Source organism: Pseudonocardia kongjuensis, from assembly GCF_039526905.1.
Lineage (GTDB): Bacteria > Actinomycetota > Actinomycetes > Mycobacteriales > Pseudonocardiaceae > Pseudonocardia > Pseudonocardia kongjuensis.
Genome location: NZ_BAAAJK010000032.1, coordinates 1 through 23,823, shown reverse-complemented (window position 1 = coordinate 23,823; position 23,823 = coordinate 1). Strand labels below are relative to the sequence as shown.

19 protein-coding genes are annotated in these 23,823 nt (G+C 74.6%); 4 read left to right on the top strand and 15 right to left on the bottom strand.

Annotated elements, in window-relative coordinates; all coding sequences use genetic code 11:
* Window positions 1-3 precede the first annotated feature (3 nt).
* Window positions 4-963: a 5-dehydro-2-deoxygluconokinase gene (gene iolC / locus ABD160_RS23265; protein ID WP_344025973.1), complete on the bottom strand. Its 960-nt coding sequence runs from the start codon at window positions 961-963 to the stop codon at window positions 4-6.
* 121 nt (window positions 964-1,084) lie between these two features.
* Between iolC and ABD160_RS23260 the strand changes: the two genes are divergently transcribed.
* Entirely contained in the window at window positions 1,085-1,840 is a 756-nt protein-coding gene (locus tag ABD160_RS23260; RefSeq protein ID WP_344025970.1) for a GntR family transcriptional regulator, read from the top strand.
* Window positions 1,841-1,844: 4 nt separating this feature from the next.
* On the opposite strand, the gene ABD160_RS23255 is transcribed toward ABD160_RS23260, so the two are convergent.
* From ABD160_RS23255 to ABD160_RS23235, 5 genes are all read right to left on the bottom strand, one after another.
* Window positions 1,845-2,720 (bottom strand): sugar phosphate isomerase/epimerase family protein, encoded by an 876-nt coding sequence (locus ABD160_RS23255; protein ID WP_344025968.1) that lies wholly within the window; start codon window positions 2,718-2,720, stop codon window positions 1,845-1,847.
* Window positions 2,720-3,721 carry a Gfo/Idh/MocA family protein gene (locus ABD160_RS23250; protein WP_344025966.1) on the bottom strand — a complete coding sequence of 334 codons (1,002 nt, stop codon included), beginning with the start codon at window positions 3,719-3,721 and terminating at the stop codon, window positions 2,720-2,722. Before ABD160_RS23250 ends, ABD160_RS23255 begins: the two co-directional genes overlap by 1 nt.
* Before the next feature lie 180 nt (window positions 3,722-3,901).
* A complete protein-coding gene (locus tag ABD160_RS23245) occupies window positions 3,902-4,693 on the bottom strand; it encodes an ATP-binding cassette domain-containing protein (protein ID WP_344025964.1) in 792 nt (263 codons plus the stop codon).
* Window positions 4,694-4,704: 11 nt separating this feature from the next.
* A complete protein-coding gene (locus tag ABD160_RS23240) occupies window positions 4,705-5,763 on the bottom strand; it encodes an ABC transporter permease (RefSeq protein WP_344025962.1) in 1,059 nt (352 codons plus the stop codon).
* 19 nt (window positions 5,764-5,782) lie between these two features.
* Window positions 5,783-6,751: a substrate-binding domain-containing protein gene (locus ABD160_RS23235; protein ID WP_344025960.1), complete on the bottom strand. Its 969-nt coding sequence runs from the start codon at window positions 6,749-6,751 to the stop codon at window positions 5,783-5,785.
* Between the two features lie 140 nt (window positions 6,752-6,891).
* On the opposite strand from ABD160_RS23235, the gene ABD160_RS23230 reads away from it, so the two are divergent.
* Entirely contained in the window at window positions 6,892-7,665 is a 774-nt protein-coding gene (locus ABD160_RS23230) for a GntR family transcriptional regulator (protein WP_344025958.1), read from the top strand.
* Window positions 7,666-8,445: 780 nt separating this feature from the next.
* Here the strand turns inward: ABD160_RS23230 and ABD160_RS23225 are convergent.
* The 7 genes from ABD160_RS23225 to ABD160_RS23195 form a co-directional block, all read right to left on the bottom strand.
* The gene (locus ABD160_RS23225; RefSeq protein ID WP_344025956.1) at window positions 8,446-8,832 is read right to left on the bottom strand and encodes a hypothetical protein; all 387 of its coding nucleotides are present in this window, start codon (window positions 8,830-8,832) and stop codon (window positions 8,446-8,448) included.
* 168 nt (window positions 8,833-9,000) lie between these two features.
* Entirely contained in the window at window positions 9,001-11,802 is a 2,802-nt protein-coding gene (locus tag ABD160_RS23220; RefSeq protein ID WP_344025955.1) for an FAD-binding and (Fe-S)-binding domain-containing protein, read from the bottom strand.
* Between the two features lie 95 nt (window positions 11,803-11,897).
* Complete coding sequence (locus tag ABD160_RS23215) at window positions 11,898-12,707, bottom strand: enoyl-CoA hydratase/isomerase family protein (protein ID WP_344025953.1); 810 nt, start codon at window positions 12,705-12,707, stop codon at window positions 11,898-11,900.
* Entirely contained in the window at window positions 12,704-14,353 is a 1,650-nt protein-coding gene (locus ABD160_RS23210) for a class I adenylate-forming enzyme family protein (RefSeq protein WP_344025951.1), read from the bottom strand. The genes ABD160_RS23215 and ABD160_RS23210 overlap by 4 nt, the downstream gene beginning before the upstream one ends.
* A 13-nt stretch (window positions 14,354-14,366) precedes the next feature.
* Entirely contained in the window at window positions 14,367-15,551 is a 1,185-nt protein-coding gene (locus tag ABD160_RS23205) for an acyl-CoA dehydrogenase family protein (RefSeq protein WP_344025949.1), read from the bottom strand.
* Window positions 15,552-15,563: 12 nt separating this feature from the next.
* The gene (locus ABD160_RS23200; RefSeq protein WP_344025947.1) at window positions 15,564-16,310 is read right to left on the bottom strand and encodes an SDR family NAD(P)-dependent oxidoreductase; all 747 of its coding nucleotides are present in this window, start codon (window positions 16,308-16,310) and stop codon (window positions 15,564-15,566) included.
* Window positions 16,311-16,324: 14 nt separating this feature from the next.
* Window positions 16,325-17,473, bottom strand: a complete 1,149-nt coding sequence (locus ABD160_RS23195; protein WP_344025945.1) for an acyl-CoA dehydrogenase family protein — start codon at window positions 17,471-17,473, stop codon at window positions 16,325-16,327.
* A 98-nt stretch (window positions 17,474-17,571) separates the two neighbouring features.
* On the opposite strand from ABD160_RS23195, the gene ABD160_RS23190 reads away from it, so the two are divergent.
* Window positions 17,572-18,189: a TetR/AcrR family transcriptional regulator gene (locus ABD160_RS23190; protein WP_344025943.1), complete on the top strand. Its 618-nt coding sequence runs from the start codon at window positions 17,572-17,574 to the stop codon at window positions 18,187-18,189.
* Window positions 18,190-18,204: 15 nt separating this feature from the next.
* Here ABD160_RS23190 and ABD160_RS23185 read toward each other — a convergent pair whose 3' ends face one another.
* A complete protein-coding gene (locus tag ABD160_RS23185) occupies window positions 18,205-19,179 on the bottom strand; it encodes a tetratricopeptide repeat protein (RefSeq protein WP_344025942.1) in 975 nt (324 codons plus the stop codon).
* Window positions 19,180-19,339: 160 nt separating this feature from the next.
* The gene (locus tag ABD160_RS23180) at window positions 19,340-19,993 is read right to left on the bottom strand and encodes a GOLPH3/VPS74 family protein (protein WP_344025940.1); all 654 of its coding nucleotides are present in this window, start codon (window positions 19,991-19,993) and stop codon (window positions 19,340-19,342) included.
* A gap of 138 nt (window positions 19,994-20,131) precedes the next feature.
* Between ABD160_RS23180 and ABD160_RS23175 the strand changes: the two genes are divergently transcribed.
* Entirely contained in the window at window positions 20,132-21,802 is a 1,671-nt protein-coding gene (locus ABD160_RS23175; protein ID WP_344025937.1) for an APC family permease, read from the top strand.
* Window positions 21,803-23,823: the final 2,021 nt, after the last annotated feature.

Here is a 23,823-nt window from a genome sequence, read left to right as displayed (position 1 = left end):
TGGTCACCGCTCCTCGTTCGGGTCGCCGCCGCCGAGCAGCACGTCGATCTCGGCGGCGGTGGGCATGGCGGTCGAGCACTCCAGCCGGGAGGCGACGATCGCGCCCGCGGCGTTCGCCCGGGCGAGCACCGTCTCCAGCGGCCAGCCGGCGAGCAGGCCGTGCGCGAGCGAGCCGCCGAAGCTGTCGCCGGCGCCCAGGCCGTTGCACGGGGTGACCGGGATCGGCGGGGACACGACGCGCTCGGTGCGGGTCCTGGCCAGCACCCCGTCGGCGCCGCGCTTGACGACCGCGAGCCGGACCCCGGCGTCGAGCAGCGCCTCGGCGGCCCGGTCCGGGTCGGTCTCGCCGACCGCGACCTCGCACTCCTCCCGGTTGCCGACCGCCACGGTGACCTGCCCGAGCACCTTCTGCACCTGCGCGGTGGCCGCGGCCGGGGAGTCCCAGAACATCGGCCGGTAGTCCAGGTCGAGCACGGTCCGGCCGCCGGCCCGGGCGGCGAGGGCCTCGTGGTGCGCCGAGCGGGACGGCTCCTCGGACAGGCCGGACACCGACAGCCAGAGCAGGCCGGCGCCCGCGACGGCCGCCCGGTCCAGGTCGGCGGGGGAGACCTGCAGGTCGGGGGCGGTGGGCCGGCGGTAGAAGTAGAGCGGGAAGTCGTCCGGCGGGAGGATCTCGCAGAAGGTGACCGGCGTCGGGTACTCGCTGCTGGTGACGACGTGCCGGTCGTCGACGCCGAGCCGGTTCAGCTCCCGGCGGACGTAGCGGCCGAACGGGTCGTCGCCGACCCCGGTGATGATCGCGGCGCGCCGGCCCAGCCGGGCCGCCGCGACCGCCACGTTGGCGGTGGTGCCGCCGAGGAACTTGCCGAACGACGTCACGTCCTCCAGGCCGACGCCGACCTGCAACGGATAGATGTCCACCCCGGCGCGGCCGAAGGTCAGGATCTCGGCGGAGGTGTTCATGATCCTCTTCCCGTGGGGTCCGTCCTGCGGCTTCCCTGCGAACGGTAGGCGCGACAGTGGTGTCCGGTCAATAGTTTGTACAGACATAAAGACAACCGGACTTTCGCGGTACGCTCCGGGCATGGCCACCCGAACCGATGCGGTGCAGGTCGATGTCCGGCTCGACCGGGCCAGCCCGGTGCCGCTCTACCACCAGCTCGCCCAGGCGATCGAGGCCGCGATCGACTCGGGCGACCTGAAACCGGGGGACCGGCTGGAGAACGAGCTCTCGCTGACCCGGCGGCTCGGGCTCGCCCGGCCGACCGCCCGGCAGGCGATCCAGGAGCTGGTCCGCAAGGGGCTGCTGGTGCGCCGGCGGGGCCTCGGCACGCAGGTGGTCCGCCCGGCGATCCACCGCGACGTCCGGCTCAGCAGCCTCTACGACGACCTGGCCGCCTCCGGCCGGGCCCCGGACACCACCGTGCTGGAGCACGAGAGCTGCACGCCGGCCACCTCCGGCATCGCGGTGCTCAGCGAGCTGCTGCCCGCCGACGAGCCGCTGCAGCGGGTGCTGCGGCTGCGCCGGGCGGACGGCGAGCCGCTGGCGATCATGGCCAACTACCTGCCCGCCCGGTTCCGGCTGGACGACGAGGCGCTCGCCGGGCGCAGCCTCTACAACCTGCTGCGCGACCAGGGGGCGCAGATCGCGATCGCGCACCAGACGATCGGGGCCCGGCTCGCCGACGCCGAGGAGGCGGCGCTGCTGGAGCAGCCGCAGCCGCTGGCCTGCGTGACCGCCGAACGGATCGTCTACGACGACGCCGGTGCGCTCGTCGAGCTCGGCCGCCATCTCTATCGCGCCGATCGGTACACGGTGCAGACCTCCCTGGTGGTCTGACGGGTCACGAGGCGCGCAGCGCCCCCCGCAGGTTCGCCACGCTGGTCGCGACGTCCCCGCCCGGTCCGTCGCCGGTCGGCGGCCCGTGCAGGATCGTGTCCTGCTCCAGGACGTGCCAGCCGTCGTAGCCGTGCGCGTCCAGGTGCGACAGCACGCCGCTCAGGTCCACGTCGCCCTCGCCGAGCGGCCGGTACATGCCCAGGCCGACGGCCTCGGTGTAGGTGCGCCTGCCGTCCTGCACCTGGCGGGCCAGTCCGAGATCGACGTCCTTGAGATGGGTGTGCGCGATCCGTTCCGGGGCCTGGCGGGCCAGCGCCGCCGGATCGGTGCCGCCGATCAGCAGATGGCCGGTGTCCAGGCAGAGCGCGATCCGGGATCCCTCCAGCACGCGGCGGACGTCGTCGCCGGTCTCCACCATCGTCCCGACGTGCGGGTGCAGCACCGCGGTGACGCCGCGGGCCGCGGCGTGCCCGGCGATCCGGTCCAGGTTGGACAGCAGCAGCCGCCAGCCGCGCCCGTCGAGCTCGGGCCGGGAGTCGTAGCCGGTCCCGCCGGAGTCGGCGGAGAGCACGAGGGTCCCGGCGCCCGCGGCGTCGTAACCGGCCAGCAGATCGTCGACGCCGGGCAGCGGATCGTGCCCGGGCACGTGCAGCAGCGTCGGGGTGAACCCGCCGACCGCGTGCAGCCCGTGCCGGCGCAGCGTCGCCGCCTTCGCGCCCGGCGCGTCGGGCAGGAAGCCGGCCGGGCCGAACTCGGTCGCGGCCAGGCCGACCTCGCGCATCTCGGCGAGCACCCGGTCCGGATCGAGCTGGTAGCCCCAGCCGGGGACCTCGCACACCCCCCACGAGATCGGCGCGCCGGCGATCCTCGGCCCGGCCATCAGCGGACCACCTCGGCGAGCCGGACCGGGCGGTGCGCGCGCAGCGAGAGCGTGGCGGCCTCGGCGATCCAGTCGGCCGCCAGCGCGTCGGCCACCGAGCACGGGGTCGCGCGGGTGCCCGCGACCAGCTCGGTGAACGCGGTCAGCTCGGCCCGGAACGCGGGGGCGAAGCGGTCCATGAACGTCTCGTGCAGCCGGCCGCCGGGGGCCGGCACGCCCGGCTCGACCGACCGCAGCGGCAGTCCGGCGTCGAGGCCGACGCCGATCGAGTCGGCGTCGCCGTGCAGCTCCATCCGCACGTCGTAGCCGCGCCGGTTGTAGCGGGAGTTGGAGACCACGGCCTGCGCGCCGTCGTCGAGGGTCAGGATCGCCTGCCCGGTGGAGACGTCGCCGGAGTCGGCGAAGACCGGGTCGCCGTGCACGTCGCCGGTGGCGTAGACCTCGACGACCTCGCGGCCGGTGACCCAGCGCAGCGCGTCGAAGTCGTGCACCGCGCAGTCCCGGAAGATCCCGCCGGAGGTCCGCAGGTACGACGCGGGCGGCGGCGCCGGGTCCAGTGTGGTCGCCCGGACGGTGAACACCCGGCCGAGCTCGCCCGCCCGCACGGCGGCGCGGGCCGCGGCGTACCCGGCGTCGAACCGGCGCGGGAATCCGATGTGGACGCGCTCGTCGCGGCCGGCGAGCTTGGCCGCGACGTCCATCCCGTCGTCGATCCGGGTGGCGAGCGGCTTCTCGCAGAAGACCGGCAGGCCCGCGTCGACCGCGGCGAGCAGCAGCTCGGGATGGGCGGCCGTGGCGGCGGCGATCACCACGCCGTCCGGCTTCCCGGCCAGCAGCTCGTCCGGGGACGCCGCCGCGGTGGCGCCGGTGCCTGCGGTGACCGCGGCGATGGCGTCGGCGCGCGCGTCGGTGACGATCAGCTCGTCGACGGAGTCGAGACCGGCGAGGGTCTGCGCATGGAACGCGCCGATCCGGCCGAGTCCGATGAGTCCGATCTTCATGGCGTTCCAATCGTGTCGAGGTCGGTGCCGGGATGTGCGGCGGACCGGATCGCGACCGGCCCCCCGGTGCGGTTCGACGAGTCTCCGGCCGGATCAGGATTTATGTCAAGACAAAGTCTGGTCCGGTGGGGCACCCGGGGCCGCCTCGGCGGGGCGGCCCCGGGCGGGGGAGCACGCCGGTCAGCGCTTCAGCTCGTGGGCGAGCTCGGCCAGCTCCTGGCCGCCCGCCATCTCCGCGGTCAGCTCCTCCAGGGACACCTCGTCGCGCCGGCGGTCGAGCACCTGGCGGCCCAGCTTGAGGATCATGAAGCGGTCGCCGACCAGGTTCGCGTGGTGCGGGTTGTGGGTGATGAACACGACGCCCAGGCCGGCGTCGCGGGCGGCGGCGGTGTACCGGAGCACCACACCGGACTGTTTGACGCCGAGTGCCGCGGTCGGCTCGTCCAGGATCAGCACCCGGGCTCCGAAGTAGACCGCCCTGGCGATCGCGACGCACTGCCGCTGGCCCCCGGACAGGGTGCCGATCGGCTGGTTGATGTCCTTGACGTGGATGCCCATCTTCCGCAGCTCGGTGTCGGCGATCTCGCGCATCCCGGCGATGTCCAGCGGAGCCAGCGGATAGCGCCCCTTCCGCAGCTCGGAGCCGAGGAAGAAGTTGCGCCAGACCTCCATCAGCGCGACCACCGCCAGGTCCTGGTACACCGTGGCGATGCCGAGATCGAGGGCCTGCCGGGGCGAGGAGAACCGCACCTGCTCGCCGTGCACGGAGACGGTGCCCTCGGTGTGCGGGTGCAGCCCTGAGATGATCTTGATCAGGGTGGACTTCCCGGCCCCGTTGTCGCCGAGCACGCAGGTCACCTCGCCGGCGTGCACGGTCAGGTGCACGTCCTCCAGCGCGCGGATGGCGCCGTAGCTCTTGCCGACCCCGCTCAGCTGGACGAGCGGTGCGGCGGATCGTCGGTCGGTGGTCATCCCGGGCCCCTTCACTTCCGCCGCGTCGCGGACGTCTTGACGTAGAGATTGACCAGGACGGCCAGCAGCAGCATCACGCCGAGGAACGCCTTGAACCAGTTCGGGTCCCATCCGGCGTAGACGATGCCCTGGGTGGTCATCCCGAAGATGAACGCACCGAGCGCGGATCCGACCGCCGAACCGAAACCACCGGTCAGCAGCGCCCCGCCGACCACCGCGGCGACGATGTAGATCAGCTCGTTGCCGACCCCGAGCCCGGCCTGCACGGTGGAGAAGTTGAACAGCAGGTGCTGGCCGAGGAACCAGGCCATCAGGGCGACGCCCATGAACAGCCCGATCTTGACCCGGGCCACCGGGACGCCGACCGCACGGGCCGAATCCTGGTTGCCGCCGACCGCGAAGATCCAGTTGCCGGTCCGGGTGCGCAGCAGCAGCCAGGACGCGATCGCGACGAACACCAGCCACCAGAGCACCGACATCTTCACCGTCATGAAGCCCAGCGGGACGTCACCGGCGAAGAACGCCCTGGCCGAGGCGAAGCCGTCCATGTCGGAGATGTTGTCGGTGGCGACGGAGCCGGTGACCAGCTTGGTGACGCCGAGATTGACACCCTGCAGCACGAAGAAGGTGGACAGGGTGATCAGGAAGCTGGGCAGCCTGGTCCGGACCAGCAGCCAGCCGTTGACGAAGCCGATCGCGAGCGCGATGACCAGGCTGACCGCGACGCCGGCCCAGACGTTCAGCGAGAGCTGGAAGCTGATCATCGCCGAGGACAGTGCGGCGGCGGTGACCGCGACGCCGGAGGACAGGTCGAACTCGCCGCCGATCATCAGCAGCGCCACGCCGAGCGCGACGATGCCGATCGTGGACGCCGAGTAGAGGACGGTGGCCAGCGCCTCGACCGACCGGAACGGCGGCGCGACGACGACGAAGAAGACGAAGATCGCGATCGCGGCGGCGGTGGCCCCGATCTCCGGGCGGGCCAGTGCGCGGGCGCCGAGCGAGCGCTGCACGCGGGCCGGGCCGTCCGGCACGGGCGGTGTGGTGGTGGGCGAGGTGGCGACACTCATCGCGGGTGCTCCTGGGCGCTCAGCGGGTGTTGTTCGCCGCGTAGCCGGCGATCTCGGCGATGTTGCTGCTGTCGACGACGGACGGGCCGGTGAGGACCGGCAGGCCGCCGCCCAGGTCGTTGCCGTTGGTGAGGTTCAGCCAGAGGCTCTGCACCGACATGTACCCCTGCACGTAGGGCTGCTGGTCGATGGAGAAGGAGATCCGGCCGTCCTGCACCGCGGTCGCGACGTCGGAGTTGAGATCAAAGGTGATGATCTCGGCCCGGCTGCCGGTCTCGGCCGTGGCCTGGCTCGCGGCGAGTGCGACCGGTGCACCGAGGGTGACGACGTGGGTGATCGACGGGTCCTGCTGCAGCTTCGCCCCGATCGTCTGCTGCACCGACGGCAGGTCGGTGCCGTTGACCTGGAGGTTCTCCGTGTCCGGCGAGGTGGCGAGCACCCCGGCGCAGCGGGCCTCCAGGGAGACCGAACCCTGCTCGTGGATGACGCAGAGGGTCCGGCCGCCGCCGGCCTCGGCGATCCGTTCGCCCGCGGTGCGCCCGGCGAGGGTCTCGTCGGAGCCGAAGTACATCCCGATGCCGTAGGTCGGGTACTCCTCGATCCCGGAGTTGAACGCGACGGTGGGGATGCCCGCGTCGACCGCCCGTTGCGCGGCCGGACCGACCTGGGCGGCCTGGGAGAGGGTGACCGCGATGCCGTCCACCTGGGAGTCGATCGCGTTCTGCACGAGGGTGGCCTGCTGGCCGCCGTCCGGGTTGTTCGAGTACCGCAGCTCCACGTTCAGCTCACCCGCGGCCTGCTCCGCCCCGGCGCGCACCTTGTCCCAGAACGAGTCGCCGGGTGACTCGTGGGTGATCATCGCGACGACGTAGCTCTGGTCGGTGGCCCCGCTCTGCGCCTGCGCGCCGCCCTGGCTGCTGCATGCGGCGAGTGCCAGGACCGAGGCCGCGGCGACGGCAACCGTGAGGGTCTTCCGAATACTCCTCATCGAGCATCTGCTCTCTCTGTGAAATGCAGCCGTGGCGGCCACGGAAGTGAGATACACCACGAACAGGTGTACGCTCCCGACTTCATCAGGTCAATACTTTGTCAGTACAAATCGCAGCATGGTTGAGATGGAGGTGCGCCGTGCCCGATCCGGGCCCGACCGTGCGGGACACGCCGGACCGGGGCAGTCCGGTGCCGCTGTACTTCCAGGTCGCCGGGCGCATCCGATCCATGGTGGACAGTGGGGAGCTGCCGGCCGGCAGCCGGTTGCCGCACGAGGCGGAGCTGCTGGAACGGTTGCGCACCAGCCGGTCCACCCTGCGCCGCGCGGTGTCCTACCTGGTCGAGCTGGGAGTGCTGACGCGACGGCGGGGCGCCGGGATCCTGGTGCTGCCGCGGCGGGTCGAGCTGCCCGTCGAGCTCTGCGGGCTGCACGACGATCTCCTCCGGGCCGGCCGCGGGCCGGCCACCGAGCTGCGCTCGTTCGAGATCGGACCGGCCGAGGAGCACGTCGCGCAGGCGCTCGGGCTGCCGCCGCGGGCCGTCGTCGCCCGGTTCGATCGGCTGCGGCTGGCCGACGGCGAACCGCTCGCGCTCCTGTCCAACCGGGTGCCGGTCGCGGTGCTGCCGCTGCATCCCGACGATCTCGCCGGCCGCGGGCTGTACGACCTGCTGCGTGACGCGGGACGCGCACCCCGGCGGACCCGGCAGACCATCGGTGCCCGGGCCGCGACCGAGGCGGAGGCCGCGCTGCTCGGCGGGGCACCGGGTGCGCCGCTGCTCACGCTGATCAGCACCGCCTGGGACGACGCCGGAGCCGCTGTGGAGTACGGCACGCACCTGCTGCGGCCCGATCGCTACGTCGTCGAGCTCGACCGGGTCGCGTCGGGCGTCGTGGTGGCGGGGGACGGGTAGCCCCGGCGCGCTCGCGGTGTCTGCAGTGTCCGGGTGGCCGGGGCGGCCGGGGTGGCCGTTTCGCCCGGCGCGCCGGCGTTGCCAGATGTGCTCGCGTCGCCCGGTGATCGCGGATCGTCCGGCGAGCTCGCGTCGCCCGGGGTGGGTCGTGTCGCCGGTGGGGTGTTGCCCGTCGCGCGCGGCAGACGGTGAGCGGTCCGGTCTGGGTGTCGCACGCCTCGCACCCCTGCCGCCTCGTCGCACCCCCAGCGCGACGTCGCACCGCTTCCAGCCGGTGCGGTGTGGGTGCCGGGGTGCGGCGTGCGGAGCGGGTGGCGGCGTCGCACCCTCAGCGCGGTGTCGCACCCCTGGCGCGGTGTCGCACCCCTGGCGCGGCGTCGCACTCCTTGCAGCCGGTGCGGTGTGGGTGCCGGGGTGCGGCGTGCGGAGCGGGTGCGGGTGTCGCACCCCTGGCGCGATGCCGCACCGCTTCCGTCCGGTGCGACGCCGGACACGGGGTGCGAAGCAGGGGGAGGGGTGCGAGGTCTGCGGCCGGGGGCGCGTCGCTCGGAGGCGCGTCGCCCGGGGCACGTCACTCGGGGGCACGTCACTCGAGGGCACGTCGCTCGGGGGTGCGTCACTCGGGGGGCCGCGTCGCTCGGAGGGCGCGGCGCGCGTCACGGGGACACGCCTCGTCGGGGCGGCGACCCGGCCCGGCGACCCGGCCGGGGGTGCGGAACAGGGGCCCGGCGGCCCGCGCCGGGATCAGGCCGAGGGGGCAGACAGGGTCAGGCCGGGCGGTCAGGCCGGGCGGTGCGGGGTCCCGCGCAGGCTGTACCAGTATGCGCCGGCCTCGGCGTCGCTCATGTCGGTGCGCACCTCCACCCCGGCGGGCCGGCCGAAGCGACGCTTGATCGCCTTCCGGGCGACCTTCTCGACCTTGTGTGCCAACCGCTCCGGGACGGTCCGCCCGGCGAGGGTCAGCACGGCGACGAAGGCGTAGCGGGCGGGCCCGCGGCGGGGCCAGGGACCGGTGCCGTCGGCGAGCGACAGCTCCACGGTCATCGGCCGCTTCTCGTGCTCGTGCAACGCCCGGGTCAGCTCGGCCTCGACCGTCTGTGCCTCGGCGCCGGCGGGTGCCTCGACCCGGACGACGGCCATCACGGCATTCGGCATCCCTGTGCTCACAGCACTCACGGTCCGTGGCTCCTTCCGCTGCGCACCGCCCCACGAAGTGCGCATCTCGGACCATTGTTTCCCTGACACGCCGGGATCAAACAAGAACTGGATCGAGAAAGTATCTGTCAATGTCACTGCGGAGGGTGGCATTCAGCCGATCGCGTTCACCTGTACGGCTCACGGGCGGGTGAGCCGCTCCAGGATCTCCAGCACGTGCTCGTACTCCTTGCCGGTCGCCCGGCTCATCCCGAGCTCGCAGGTCCGGTTGCACGAGGCGTACCCGTCGGCCGGCACCGCGGCGATCTCCCGGGCCTGCTCCGCGGTGGCCGCCGCGGTCAGCTCCGGATGCAGCAGCCCGCGGTCCCCGGCGAACCCGCAGCATCCCCAGGAGTCGGGGACGACGACGTCGTCGGCGACCGCGCCGGCGACCTGCCGCAGCGGCTCGACGAGCCCGAGCTGGGTGGCCGAGCAGGTCGGGTGCAGCACGAGCCGGTCCAGCCGCCCGCGCACCGAACCGGCGAGCGCGGGCAGCAGGTGCTCGGCGGTGTAGGCGACCGAGTCGAGCACCTCGATGCCCCGGAACTCCGCCGGTCCGGCCGCGATCATCACCCGCAGGCCCTCGGTGCACGACGACGCGTCGGTCACCACCGGGAGGGTGCCACGCCGGGTGGTCGTCCAGAGCGCGGGCAGCACCCGCTGTGCCATCGCCGTCGCCCCCTCGGTCAGCCCCTTGGACTTCCACGGCGTGCCGCAGCACAGCGAGCCGAGATCGGCGGGTGCGGTGACCCGGATCCCGGCGCGGTCGCAGAGCCGGACGAACGCGTCCGCGGCGCCGTCCCCGGCGGAGCCGAACATCGCACCGGTGCACGACGAGAACAGCACCAGTGCGGCGTCGGTCCCGACCAGCCCGCCGGGCCTGCGCCGCCCGCCACCACCGGGCAGGTCGGCGGACCACAGCGGGACCTGCTCGGTGTCGGCGATCCGGCGCAGCGCGGCCGAGGCGGGCCCCGCACCCGGCACCCGCCGCGCCACCGACAGCGCGACGCCCGCCGCCCGGGTGGTGGCGCCCCAGTGCCGGGCCGCGAACGCCCAGCCCCGGGCGGCGACCGGCTGCGGGCGCTCGGCCCGCAGCCGGCGCACCAGGTCCCCGGTGTTGATCAGCACCGGGCAGGCGGTGCCGCACATGCCGTCGACCGCGCAGGTGTCGACGCCGTCGTAGGCGTAGTCCGCCTCCAGCTCGGCGACCAGCTGCCCGTCGCCTGCGGCCCGCGCCCGCTCCAGCTCGCGGCGCAGCACGATCCGCTGCCGCGGCGTCGTCGTCAGGTCCCGGCTGGGGCACACCGGCTCGCAGAAGCCGCACTCGACGCACCGGTCCACCTCGGACTCGACGGCCGGGGCGGACTTGAGGTCGGACAGGTGCGCCGTCGGGTCGTCGTCGAGGACGACGCCGGGGGAGAGCACCCCGCGCGGGTCGCACAGCCGCTTGATCTCGCGCATGACCTCGTACAGGTCGTCGCCGTACTGCCTGCGGACGAACGGCGTCATCATCCGGCCGGTCCCGTGCTCGGCCTTGAGGGTGCCGCCGTGCGCGAGCACCAGCTCGACCATGTCGTCGGTGAACCGGCCGAACCGGTCCCGGCCGGCGCCGTCGCCGAGCCGTTCGGTGAGCATGAAGTGGACGTTGCCGTCCTTGGCGTGCCCGAAGATCACCGCGTGGTCGTAGCCGTGCCGCCCGAACAGCCCGATCAGGCCCTCGCAGGTCGGCAGCAGGTCCGGCACCGGGACCGCGATGTCCTCCAGCAGCGCCGCCGTGCCGGACGGCCGCGCCCCGGCGACCTTCGCGTAGAGGCCCTTGCGCAGCTTCCACAGCCCGGCCTTCGCGACCGGGTCACCGGACAGCTCGCGCGGGCCCTGCAGCGGCAGCGCCCCGATCACCCCGGCGGCCGCCCCGGCGAGCTCGTCGGCCTCGCCGGCCGAGTGCCCGCGGTACTCGACGAGCAACGCCGCCTGGTCACGCACGGTGAGTGCGCGCAGCCGGGGATCGGCGTCGGCGTCGGCCTGGCCGACCCGCAGCGAGGTGGCGTCGAGCAGCTCGATCGTCGCCGGACCGGAGTCCACCAGCGACGGCAGCGCCCGGTTCGCGGCCGCCAGGTCGTCGAAGACCAGCAGGCCGGTGCGGGTGTGCGCGAGCACCGGGACGGTCCGCATGGTGATCGAGGCGATGAACGCCAGCGTCCCCTCGGACCCGACGATCAGCCGGGCCAGCACGTCGACCGGCCGCTCGTGGTCGAGGAACGAGTTCAGGCCGTAACCCATCGTGTTCTTCAGCGCGAACTGCTGCTCGATCGTCTTGCGGGCCGCCGGGTCGTTCCGCAGCCGGTCCCGGATCCGGGCGAGGCCCGCCCACAGCCCGGGCTCGCGGGCGCGCAGCTCGTCGTCGGCACCGGGGGCGCCGGTGTCCAGCGCGGTCCCCGACGGCAGCACGATGTGCAGCGAGTCCAGCAGCGCGTAGCTGTTCGCGACCGTCCCGCAGGCCATTCCGGACGAGTTGTTCGCCACCACCCCGCCGAGGGTGCAGGCGACCTCGCTGGCCGGGTCCGGCCCGAGCATCCGGCCGTGCCGGGCCAGCCGGGCGTTCACCGCGCGCACCGTCGCCCCCGGGCCGACCCGCACCCGGGCGCCGTCGTCGAGGATCTCGATCCCGCGGAAGTGCCGCCGGGTGTCGACCAGGATCCCGTCGGTGACGGCCTGGCCGGACAGGCTGGTCCCGCCGGACCGGAAGGTGAGCGGGACGCCGGTCGCGGCGGACACCCGGAACAGCCGGGCGACATCGTCGGCGCCGGCCGCCGTCACCACCGCCTGCGGGGTGCGGGCGAAGTGCGACGCGTCGTGCGCCATGCCGAGCCGGTCGAGCGCCCTGGTCCGGACGGCGTCCGGCGAGACGGCGGCGGCCAGCCGGTCGTGCAGGTCGGTGCTCACGATGGTGCTCCTCGCGTGTGGTGGGACGCGCGCTGCCCAGCCTGCCCTGCCGGCACCCCCGGTGCCGAGTCCGGCCGGCCCGCGAGGTCGCGGGCTCAGTCGTCCCGTGCGGAGGGGAACCGCGGCGTCCGCTTCTCGCGCAGCGCCGCGGCCCCCTCCAGCACGTCGGGTCCCATGAAGGTCAGCATCTCGTAGGCGGCGGACGCGTCGAAGGCCGGACCGGCGCTGCGCAGCCACTCGTTCAACGCCCGCTTGGTCAGCCGGATCGCCTGCTGCGACCCGGTGCCCAGGGCGTGTGCGATCCGCAGCGCCTCGTCGAGCACCTCCCCGCGGGGGAGCGCCTTCGCGACCATCCCGATCCGCTCGGCCTCCGCCCCGGTCAGCATCTCCCCGGTGAGCAGGTAGTAGCGCGACTTCGCCATCCCGGCGAGCAGCGGCCAGATGATCGCGGCGTGGTCGCCGGCCGCGACGCCGAGCCGGACGTGCCCGTCGCCGATCCGGGCGTCCTCGGCGCAGATCGCGATGTCGGCGAGCAGCGCCACGACCACACCCGCACCGACCGCGACGCCGTTGATCGCCGACACGATCGGCTTGCGGCAGTCGATCATGTTGTAGACCAGGTCGGACATCTCGTCCAGCATCGACGAGACCCGCTCGTGGTCGCCCGCCATCCGCTCGACCATGTCCAGGTCGCCGCCCGCGGAGAACGCCTTCCCGGCGCCGGTGATCACCGCGACCCGGGTCCGCTCGTCCGTGGAGACGTCCCGCCAGACCCGGGCGAGCTCGGCGTGCAGGATCTCGTCGGCGGCGTTGTAGCGGTCCGGGTTGTTGATCGTGATGAGCAGGACGCCGTCGGTGCGGCGGTCGAACAGCAGCTGCCGGTAGGTGCTCGGGTCGAGGGTCACGGGTGGGTTCCTTCCGTACGGGGGACCTCGAAGAGGCCGCGGCTGTCGTCGTCGGCGGCCTGGGCGGTCGCCCGGTAGTGGATCTTCTTGCCGGTCGCGGTGAGCGGCAACGTGTCGACGAACCGGTAGCCGCGCGGCCGCTTGAAGTCGGCCAGGCCGGGGTGCGCCCGGCAGTGCGCGTCGCAGTCGGCGACGGTCAGCTCCGGATCGGCGGGCACCAGGTAGGCGACCAGCCTGCGACCCCAGCGCTGGTCGGGCACGCCGACGACGAGCGCGTCGGCGATTCCCGGATGCTCGTTGAGCACCTCCTCGACCTGGACCGGGTGCACGTTCTCCCCGCCGGAGACGATCATGTCGTCGCGCCGTCCGACGATCGTCACGAACTCGTCGGCGTCCCAGGTGGCGAGGTCGCCGAGCCGGACCCAGCCGCCGGCGAACCGGGCCCGGTCGGCGCCGCCGGTGTAGGCGTAGCCGGCCTTGGGCGAGCGGACGAGCACCTCGCCGACCTCGTGACCGTCCCGGGCGGCGAGCCGCTCCGGTTCGGCCACCCCGGCCTCGTCGATCCGGACGACCCGGACGTCGTCGTCGGTGCAGGCGCGCCCGGCCGACCCGGCGTGGGCGGGGAGGTCCTCCGGGCGCAGGAACGTGTTCCAGAAGGTCTCGGTGGTGCCGTACCCGTTGAAGATCCGCGGCGTCAGCACCTGCTGGTACCGCAGGCACGCCGCACGCTCCAGCGGGGCCCCCATCGTGACGATGCCGCGCAGCGACGACAGGTCGCGCGGCCGGTCCGCCTGCGCGCCGGCGAGCATCTCCAGGTTGGTCGGTGCGCCGATCAGGTAGGTGAGCGCGTGCTCGCCGACCAGGTCCAGCACCCGGTGCGGGTCGAAGGCGCGCAGCGGGACCAGCCCGGCGCCCGCGTAGAACACCGGGTTCGGACCGCCGGAGTAGAGCCCGCCACGATGGAACCACGGCGTCATGTTCAGCGTGCGGTCCTCCGGCCCCAGCGGGAAGTGCATGATCACGTCGTGTGCGCTGAACACCTCCACCAGGCTGTTCAGCGGGACGCCCTTGGGCATCCCGGTGGTCCCCGAGGTGTACAGCCGGGTGGTCTCGTCGAAGGTGCTGCGCGCCGGGTCCGGTGGTGCGGCACCGGACCGGGTGAGCTCGCCGATCCGGACCGCGCCGGGCAACGGCTCACCGTCGCCGCACGCGACCAGCACCGGCGGCCGGTGCGTCGCCAGCGCCAGTGCCTCCCGCACCGTGCCGGTCAGCTCGGTGGTGTAGACGAACACCCGGGGCGCGCTGTCGTCGAGAACGTACGCGAGCTCACCGGGGGCGAGCCGGAAGTTGACCGGGGCGCCGACCGCCCCGGCCGCCTGCGTCGCGAGGTAGAGGCGGGCGAGATCGGGCGAGTTGAACAGCTGGTGCACGACGACGTCGCCGGGGCCGACGCCGGCGTGCAGCAGCCCGGCGGCGAGCGCGTCCACCTGGCCGGCGAGATCGGTGTAGCTGTGCTGCTCGCCGGTGTCCGGGTCGACCAGCGCGGTGCGCCGCCCGAAGCGCCGCACGACGCGCCGGAAGCCGGCCAGGTAGGTGAAGTCCCGTTCGAACCACTCCCGGTACGGCGCGGGATCGTAGGTGTACATCGGTTCCTCCGGCTCAGGCGAATGCGGACAGTCCGGTCAGGTCACGGCCGACGATCAGCGACTGGATGTGGTCGGTGCCCTCGTAGGTGTGCACGACCTCCATGTCGGTGAGGTGCCGGGCGACGTGGTGCTCCAGGAGCAGGCCGTTGCCGCCGAGCAGGTCCCGCGCGTCCAGGCAGACCTGACGGGCCCGGCGGGCGTGGTGCAGCTTCGCCAGCGACGCCATCGGCCCGGTCCACTCACCGCGCTCCTGCAGCTCGGCCATCCGGGCGCACCACAGCTGCATCGAGACGACCTCGGCGAGCATCCCGGCCAGCGTCTGCTGCACCAGCTGGAACCCGGCGATCGGGCGGCCGAACTGCTCGCGGTGCGCGGTGTAGGCGAGCGCGGCGTCGAACGCGGCCATCGCGTGCCCGAGCGACTCCCAGGCGGCGCCGCCGCGGGTGGTGGCCAGCACCCGGGACGCGTCGTGGAACGAGCGCGCACCCGGCAGCCGGTTCGCCGCGGGCACCCGCACCCCGTCCAGCACGACGTCGGGCTGCCACACGGCACGCTTGCCGATCTTGCCGGTGATCACCTCCGCCGAGTACCCGGCCGGGTACCCGTGCTCCGGGTCCGACTCGACGACGAACGCCCCCACCCGGCCGTCGGCGGTGTCCCGGGCCCAGACCACGACGACGTCGGCGAAGCTCGCGTTCCCGATCCAGCGCTTGGCGCCGTCGAGCACCCACCCGTCGCCGTCGCGCCGGGCGGAGGTCTCCAGCCGGACCGAGTCCGAGCCGTGGGCGGGCTCGGTGAGCGCGAACGCGCCGATCCGCTCCAGTGCGGCCATCGCGGGCAGCCAGCGCTCCTTCTGCTCGTCGTCGCCGAGCAGCGCGATCGTGCCCATCGCCAGCCCGGACTGGACGCCCATGAAGGTGGTGATGCTGCCGTCGCCGCGGGCCAGCTCGCGGATCACGATCCCGGCCTCCAGCGGGCTCAGCTCCGGGCAGCCGGGGCCCTGCGCGGTGTACCCGGCGACCCCCAGCGCGGCCAGGCCCGGCACCAGCGGGAACGGGAACTCCGCCCGGTCCCAGTAGTCGTTGATCACCGGCAGCAGCTCGGTGTCGACGAAGCCGCGGACCCGGTCGCGCAGGTCGCGGACGTGCTCCGGGAGATCGGCGTCGATCAGGTAGTAGTCGGTGCTCACGGTGCTCACGGTTCCTCCGTCTCAGACCATCGTCAGACCGCCGCTGACGCTGACGGTCTGACCGGTGAGGTACCCGGCATCGGGCGAGGCGAAGAACGCGACCGTCGCGGCGAGATCGGCCGGCTGCGCCAGCCTGCGGAACGGGATGGAACGCACCAGCGCGTCGCGCAGCCGGTCGTCGCCCTCGACGACCGAGGCGAACAGGGCGGTGTCGGTGGGGCCGGGACACACGCAGTTGACGTTGATGCCGTGCCGCGCGACCTCGCGGGCGAGGGTCTTGGTGAAGGCGATGACCCCGCCCTTGGCCGCCGAGTAGACGGCCTCGCCGCTGGACCCGACCCGGCCGGCGTCGGAGGCGAGGTTGACGACCGTCCCGGCGCCCTGCTCGATCATCACCGGGGCGACGGCGTGCGCGGTGTGCAGGACGCCGTAGAGGTTGATCCGGACGATCCGGTCCCAGTCGTCGGGATCGGAGTCGACGAACGGGCCGACCCGGTCCCAGCCGGCGTTGTTGACCAGCACGTCGATCCGGCCGTGCGCGGCCAGGACCCGCGCGGTCATCGCACGCACCGACTCCGGGTCGGTGACGTCCGCCTCGATCCCGGTGGCCCGCCCGCCGATCGCGGCCGCGGTGGCCGCCGCGGAGTCGCCGTCGACGTCGGTGACGGCGACCGTCGCCCCCTCCGCGGCCAGCCGTTCGGCGATCGCCCGGCCGATGCCGCGGCCGGCGCCGGTCACGATCACGGTCCTGTCGTCCATCCTGCCCATCGGGCCTCCTGCTCTCACGGTGCGAGCTCGCGGCCGAGCCGGTCGCGGGCGATGACGAGCTTCATGATCTGGGCGGTGCCGTCGCCGATCTGCAGGCCGAGCACGTCGCGCAGCCGCTGCTCGACGGGCAGCTCCCTGCGGTAGCCGTACTGGCCGTGCAGCAGCAGGCACTGGTTGATCTGGTCGTAGGCGGTCTTCGGGGCGAACCACTTGCACATGGCGGCCTCGGCGGTGTGCGGCGCCCCGGTGTCGGCCAGCCACAGCGCGCGATGGCAGAGCGCGCGGGCGGCGGCGAGCAGCGTGTCCGCCTCGGCCAGCGGGAACGAGACGCCCTGGTTGACCGACAGCGGCCGGTCGAACGCGGTGCGGGTGGAGACGTGGGCCCACGTCTCGTCGACGGTCTGCTGCGCGCAGCCGACGCACTGCAGCCCGATCAGCGCCCGCGAGAAGTCGAAGCCGGCGAGTACCCGGCCGAAGGCGCGTCCCTCCTCGCCGATCAGGTGATCGGCCGGGACGCGCACGCCGTCCAGGTGGACGGCGCCCCGCCCGACCGCCCGCGTCCCCATGTCCGGGTAGGTCTCGACGGTCACCCCGGGCGAGCCGAGCGGCACGAGGAACGCGCTGATCCCGCGGCCCCGCCCGGCATCCGGGTCGGTCCGGGCGACGAGCACGGCCGCGGACGCCTCGGCGGCGAACGACAGCGACTTGACGCCGTCGAGCACCCAGTCGCCGCCGTCCCGGACCGCGGTCAGCCGGGGGACGCCGGCGTCCGAACCGGCCTGCGGCTCGGTCAGCCCGATCCCGACGATCTCCTCCCCGGAGCAGATCCGCGGCACCCGGTCCTCGGCGATCCCGCGGGTGGCGCTGCCGGCGAGGATCCGCCCGGCCAGCGCCCCGACGACGACCAGGTAGCCGACCGCGAGATCGCCGCGGCCGATCTCCTCGAGGACCAGGCCGGTGGTGAGACCGTCGGTGCCGGCGCCGCCGAGCGCGGCGGGCAGCTGCGGTGCGATCAGCCCCAGGCGGCCCATCTCGCGGCGCAGGTCCGGGTCGATCCGGCCGGCCCGTTCCCGGTCCCGGTAGCCGGGGAGCAGCACGGAGTCGGAGAACGCGCGAGCCCGGTCGCGGTACCGACGCTGGGTGTCGTCGGGGGAGAGGTCCACACCGACCCTCCTTCGTCACTGGAAGTTTGACCACAGTGACAAACTTTGACCCTAGAGTCAATGTTCAGAGGTGCGAGACTGGCCGGGGAGGTGTGGCGATGGCGGACGCGGCGGCCGGGCAGGTCGGGCGGGTGCAGCGCAGGCGCGGCAGGCGGATCCGGGAGATCCTCACCACCGCTGCCGAGCTGGTCGGCGAGCGCGGCTACGACGCGGTGAGCCTGGAGGACGTCGCGGAGCGGCTGGACGTCACCAAGGGATCGCTCTACTACTACTTCCCGGGCAAGGACGAGCTGGTCACCGCCGCCATCGAGACCCTCGGCGACGACTGGACCAGCCGGCTGGAGAGCCTGCCCGCCGCTCGGGAGGGCAGCGCCACCCGGCGGCTGCGGGCGCTGCTCGGCGAGCACGTGCGGATCGCGGTGCGCGAGTACCCGGCCGCGCTGCGGCTGTTCCTGGTGCCGAGCACCTGGCCCGCCGAACAGCGCACCCGGATCAAGGAGCTGCGGCTGCGGCACGACCGGGTGTTCCGGTCCGTCCTCACCGAGGGCCTGGCGAGCGGCGAGTTCGCGGTCGTCGCCGTCGACCCGACCCTGCAGTGCATGCACGCGGCGATGAGCCAGGCCCCGGTGTGGTGCGGCGAGCTGCGCGGGGCCGAGCAGGAGCGGGCACTCGACGAGCTGGTCGACACCCTGATGAAGCTGGTCGCCCGCGGCTGATCCGGGGCCCGGGGTTCAGGAGACGGCGGGCAGCGGGCCGGACGGCCGGTCCAGGTGCAGCGGCCGGGTGGACTCGCGGGGATCGGGCACCCGCGGCAGCAGCGGGAGCAGGCCCGTCGACGGGTCCTCCCGGGGAGGCCCGTGCGACACAGCCTGGTCGTGCGGCAGAGCCTGGTCGTGCGGCAGAGCCTGGTCGTGCGGCAGAGCCTGCTCGTCCGGCACCGCGTGGTCGTCCGGCGCTGCGTGGTCGTGCGGCGCTGCGTGGTCGTGCGGCGCTGTGTGGTCGTGCGGCACCGTGTGATCGTGCGACACGGCGTGGTCGTCCGGCGCTGGCTGCTCCTCCGGCGCCGTCGCCTCGGCCAGCAGCTCGCGCACGTCGACGGTGACCGGATGCGAGTCGCCGAGGATCCCCGCGGCGGTGTCGGCGGTCGCGGCCAGCAGGCTGCCCGCCCCGCGCAGGTCACCGTTGTCGGCCCGGGACAGCGCCAGCGCGGCACAGGACGCGATGGTGCACGGGTGCGCCGGACCGAGCACCCGGGTCCGCCGGGTGATGACGTCCTGGTGCCGGGTGATCGCCTCCTGCGGGTCCCCGGTGATCCGGTGCGCGGCGGCGAGCGCGTCGGCGGCGGCCAGCGACGCCGGATGGTCGGCGCCGAGCTCCTGCTCGCGCGCGGCGAGATTGCGGGCGGCGAGCGCGAGGCCGCGGGGCTCGTCGTCGCCGAGGAGATAGGCGACGGCGAGACTGCCCTCGACGACGAGCGTGTCGGTGTCGCGCGGGCCCAGGTCGCGCTGCGCGGCGGCGAGCACCCGCTCCAGCCGCCGGGTGGCGTCGGTCAGCGCCGGCCCGTCGCCGATTCGGCCGGCCGCCCGGACGTCGGTCGCGGCCCGGTCGTGCCGCACCCGCAACGCGCTGCGCGCCCCGCCCGCGCGGTGCTCGACGTCCGCGCTCTCGCGCAGGAGCGGGGAACCGGCGAAGACGCTGTCGCCCATGGTCGTCGGCTCCTCTCCGGTCGTCGGCCGATCACCCGGTCGGCTCTGAAGATCGCTACTCAGCGTACCCTTCCTTCGGTCGTCGTCGGGAACTGCTGGGCTGTTCGAGGCGTACGCCACCCCGGCCGTCCACCCGGTGTCACCGTGCTGCGACCCCCGGTCAGCGGCGGACGGCGAGGCTGGCCGCCGCGGCCGCCGCGGCGACCCCGGAGTGCAGCCGGGCGAGCGGCGCCGGCAGGTGCACGACGGCGTCGCGGGCCAGGTCGCGGACCCTCGCCCGGTCGATCTCGGGCTCCAGCAGCCGCTCGACCCCGAGCGCCGAGACCAGCGCCAGGGTGAACGCGCCGTGCAGCGTGCAGGTGCCGGGCCTGCGCACCATGTCCCGCAGGGCGAGCCCCGGTCCGTGCGCGGCGGACCGGTCGGCGACGGCCAGCCGGTCCCGGCGGCGGCCCAGCAGGCTCCGCCCGGTCTCCGCGACGAGCACGCCCTGCCGGACGAGCTCGTCGCGGACGGCCCCCAGCAGCGGTTCGCCGAGCACGTCGGCCCAGGCCCGCACCGGATGGGCCCGCGCCTCGTGCGCGACGCTGTCCAGCACGAGCGTCGCGGCCCGGCCGGCCGGTTCGGGATCGCCGGTGCGCCGGGTCGCGACGACCCGGTCCTCCTCGTCGACGGTCAGCGCCCCCGCGGTCACCAGGTCGCCGAGCTGGGCGCCGACCAGGCCGCAGGCGAGCAGGTCCGGCGCCAGGCCGGGGCGCCCGCCCGGCTCGTCGTACGCGATCAGGAAGAAACCGGTCGCGAGCGCGCCCTGCTTCACGTCACCGCCCCCAAGTAATTCACTCTGAGTAATTGTTCGCGCGCATAACGCCAGGATAACCCTCCGATTGCGCCACGGTTGTGACTGGACGTTAGCATTTTGCGCCGACAAACGTTTTCCGGTGATCAGGAGACCCGAATGGCACGGCACGCGACGGTGGACCGGCAGGTGCCCGGGCTGCGACGGCGACGGCTCGGGGTGGTGCACCTGGTGTTCTTCACCGTCGCGGCGTCCGCCCCGCTGACGGTGCTCGCCGGCGGCGTCACCACGGCCTATGCGGTGAGCGGGAACCAGGGCGTGCCGCTGGCCTTCCTCGGGGTGGCCGCGGTGCTCGTGCTGTTCGCGGTCGGCTACGCGGCGATGAGCCGGCACGTCGCGAATGCGGGCGCGTTCTACGCCTATCTGTCGCGCGGTATCGGCCGGCCGGCCGGGGTGGCCGGTTCGTTCGTGGCGCTGGTCGCCTACAACGCGATCCAGATCGCGCTCTACGGCCTCTTCGGTGCCGCCATGTCCGATTTCGTCGCCGAGCTCGCCGGGCTCCGGCTGCCGTGGTGGAGCTGGGCGCTGTTCGCGATGCTCGCCGTCGGCTGGCTGGGTCTGCTGCGGGTCGACCTGAACGCCCGGGTGCTGGCGGTGCTGCTGCTCGTCGAGGTCGCGGTCGTCGTCGCGTTCGACGTGGTCGGCTTCACCGAGCCCGCCGACGGTGTGCTGAGCACCGAGCCGCTGCTCCCCTCGACGCTGTTCGCCGGGGGGATCGGGGCGGTCATCGCGTTCACCGTGGCCTCCTTCACCGGGTTCGAGTCCGGCGCGATCTACTCCGAGGAGGCCCGCGACCCGCGGCGCACGGTGGCCCGGGCGACGTTCGTCGCGGTCGCCTTCACCGGCCTGTTCTACGCACTGTCCGCCTGGGCGATGGTCGCCGCCACCGGTGCGACCGACCTGCAGGCGCGGGCCGCGGAGGAGGGGCCGGGACTGGTGTTCGGGCCGCTGGCGGACCGGTTCGGCCCGCTGGTCGCCGACGTCGCGACCCTGCTGCTGCTCACCAGCGTGTTCGCCGCGCTGCTGAGCTTCCACAACGGCGTCGCCCGCTACCTGTTCGCGCTCGGCCGGGAGCGGGTGCTGCCCGCCGGGCTCGCCACGGTCGGCGCCCGGTCCGGTGGCCCGGTCGCCGGTTCGCTGGCCCAGTCGGTGCTGGCGCTGGTCGTGGTGGCGGCGTTCGCGCTGACCGGCGCCGACCCGATGCTCGCCCTGTTCAGCTGGTTCTCCGGGCTGTCCGCGATCGGCGTGGTGCTGCTGATGACCGGCACCTCGGTCGCGGTGATCGGCTTCTTCCGCCGGGACCGGACGGCGCGGGCGTCGGTGTGGGCGTCCACGATCGCCCCCGCACTGGCGGCGCTGCTGCTCGCGTCGATCCTGACCGTGCTGGTCGGCAACTTCGACGCGCTGCTCGGGACCGACCCGTCGTCGCCGGCCCGTTGGGTGCTGCCCGGGCTCGTGCTGCTGGCCGCGCTGGCCGGCGCCGGCTGGGCGCTGCACCTGCGCCGGACCCGTCCCCGGATCTACGACGGCATCGGGGGCGGGGCCCCCGCGCCCGACGGGATCGCCCCGGACTCCGGCGCCCCCGTGGTCTACCTGCGGCGGGCCGGGGAGACCGGGCCCGCCGACTGGGCCGGCGCCGGTTCGGCCGACGCCTCGTCCGACGGGTTCCCGGCGGACAACCGCCCGACGACGGTGTTCACCCTCCCCGCCCGGCCCGGCGACGACACCGGATCGACCGCGGAGTTCCCCCGGCCCGGCCCACGCGACTGATCCGGCCCCGCCGGGGGTCACCCGGCCGTGCGGTCTTCCGGTTCCTGCGGTGCATTTCCGTCGGACGGACTGGAATCCCGCAGTCTCGGTCCCGAGGATCGCTGGTTCGACACAGTGCGATGCGACACGGTGCGACAGGGGGACGCGATGCCGGGTTCAGGACGGGTGTGCCGTGCGGCATGCCCCGGTGGCGGGCGGTGACCTCCGGGGATCCCGGCGGTGAGGGCGCGCCGGCGCCCGATCGCGGTCCGGACACGGTCCGGTGGGTCCCGGACTGGGCGGTCCAGGGGGCGCGCCGGCCGATGCCGCCCCGACCGCCGGTGCGGCCCGCGCCGATGTCTGATCCGCCGGCGCTGCCCGGGTCGGGGGCCGGTGCCGCGCTGCCGCCGGAGCCCGGGCCCGGGCCCGGTCCCGCGCCGGGGTCGGGGTCTGTGTCGGGGGATCGTGCTGCGCCGGAGCCGGAGCCGGGGGGCCGTCCCGCGCCGGTGTCGGGGACCCGTCCCGCGCTGCCGCTGGTGTCGGGGACGGGTGCGGCCCTGCCGCTGGTGTCGGGGACCGGTGCCGCGCTGCCGCTGGTGTGGGGGACCGGTGCCGCGCTGCCGCTGGGGTCGGGGGCTGCTCCCGCGCCGGGGTCGGGGTCGGGGTCGGGGTCGGGGGATCGTGCTGCGCCGGAGCCGGAGCCGGTTCCGGGGGGCCGTCCCGCGCCGGTGTCGGGGACCCGTCCCGCGCTGCCGCTGGTGTCGGGGACCGGTGCCGCGCTGCCGCTGGTGTCCGGGCCCGGTCCCGTGCCGCAGTCGGTGTCGGGGACCCGCCCCGCGCTGCTGTCGCCGACCTTGTCCCAGCCGTCGTCGCCGGTGGAACCGCCGGCCCGGCCCGTCCCCGGCCGACCGGCCTCGCGCGCGCTGACGCTCGGGATGGCGGGCGTGTTCCTCGCCGCCGCGGGCGCGTCGGTGGCGGTCGTCGCCGCGTCGGCCGCGGTGCAGCAGGACGGTGGCTGGCCCCGGGCAGGGGCTCCCGCCGCGGTGTTGGATCCGGCCGCGCCCGCCGGGCCGGGTGCAGCGGATCCCGGTGCACGATCCGCCCTGCCCGGCCCGGGGGCCGATCGCGGCGCGTCCGGGACCGGGGGTGACCGCGGGCCCGGCACGGCGGGGCGGGGCGTCGCAGAGAATCCGGGCGGGCCCGCCGATGGCGCCGCGGCGCGAGCCGGGACCGGCGGGTCCGGGGCCGGCGACCCCGGTCAGCCGTGGCTCGGCACCCCGGCACCGGTCGAGCCCGGTGCCGGTGGCTCCGTCGCGGGTGCAGATCCGGACACCGTGGAACCGGGCGAGATCCCTCCGGGCGCCGGAGGACCGGGGCCCGGTGAGCCGGGGGCCGGGGGTCCGGGGCCCGGAGGGCCCGGTGCCGGTGGCCCGGCTGAGCCCGGTGGTTCGGGTGCGGCGCAGCCCGGGGGCGGCGGGGCGGGTGCAGCTCAACCCGGCGCCGGTGGCGCAGGTGCACCGGGGGGCGGCGGCGCCGGTGCTGGTGACCCCGGTTCCGGTGGTTCGGGTGCTGCTGGGCCCGGCGCCGGTTCCGGTGGCTCGGGGGCCGGCGGTCCCGGTGCCGGTGAGCCCGGCGCCGGTGGTCCCGGAGGTGCCGGTCCCGGTGGTCCGGGCGCCGGTGAGCCGGGCGCCGGTGGTCCCGGAGGCGCCGGCTCCGGTGGTCCGGGTGCCGGCGAGCTCGGTTCCGGTGGGCCCGGTTCCGGCGGCCCTGGGGGTGCCGGTTCCGGCGGCCCCGGTGCTGGTGAGCTCGGTTCCGGCGGCCCCGGTGCCGGTGGCCCGAACGCCGGCGGCCCGGGAGATACCGGTTCCGGTGGTGCAGCACCGGGCAGCTCCGGTCGGCCGGAGCCGGCCGCGCCCGGACCGGCATCCGGTCCCGCCGGCACGACCGGCAGCGGCACGCCAGGCGCGGCGCACGGCTAGGCCGCCCGGCCGGCCCGCCGCCGAGCCGCCCCGCCGCCCCGCCGCACGGCCGCCCCGCCGCAC

Bases quoted from the DNA above. Each gene is read 5' to 3' on its own strand.
- ABD160_RS23235 (WP_344025960.1), bottom strand. From the start codon at position 6,751: ATGAGGAGTATTCGGAAGACCCTCACGGTTGCCGTCGCCGCGGCCTCG.
- ABD160_RS23190 (WP_344025943.1), top strand. From the start codon at position 17,572: ATGGCGGACGCGGCGGCCGGGCAGGTCGGGCGGGTGCAGCGCAGGCGC.
- ABD160_RS23210 (WP_344025951.1), bottom strand. From the start codon at position 14,353: ATGTACACCTACGATCCCGCGCCGTACCGGGAGTGGTTCGAACGGGAC.
- ABD160_RS23185 (WP_344025942.1), bottom strand. From the start codon at position 19,179: ATGGGCGACAGCGTCTTCGCCGGTTCCCCGCTCCTGCGCGAGAGCGCG.
- iolC (WP_344025973.1), bottom strand. From the start codon at position 963: ATGAACACCTCCGCCGAGATCCTGACCTTCGGCCGCGCCGGGGTGGAC.
- ABD160_RS23260 (WP_344025970.1), top strand. From the start codon at position 1,085: ATGGCCACCCGAACCGATGCGGTGCAGGTCGATGTCCGGCTCGACCGG.
- ABD160_RS23240 (WP_344025962.1), bottom strand. From the start codon at position 5,763: ATGAGTGTCGCCACCTCGCCCACCACCACACCGCCCGTGCCGGACGGC.
- ABD160_RS23200 (WP_344025947.1), bottom strand. From the start codon at position 16,310: ATGGGCAGGATGGACGACAGGACCGTGATCGTGACCGGCGCCGGCCGC.
- ABD160_RS23245 (WP_344025964.1), bottom strand. From the start codon at position 4,693: ATGACCACCGACCGACGATCCGCCGCACCGCTCGTCCAGCTGAGCGGG.
- ABD160_RS23175 (WP_344025937.1), top strand. From the start codon at position 20,132: ATGGCACGGCACGCGACGGTGGACCGGCAGGTGCCCGGGCTGCGACGG.
- ABD160_RS23255 (WP_344025968.1), bottom strand. From the start codon at position 2,720: ATGGCCGGGCCGAGGATCGCCGGCGCGCCGATCTCGTGGGGGGTGTGC.
- ABD160_RS23250 (WP_344025966.1), bottom strand. From the start codon at position 3,721: ATGAAGATCGGACTCATCGGACTCGGCCGGATCGGCGCGTTCCATGCG.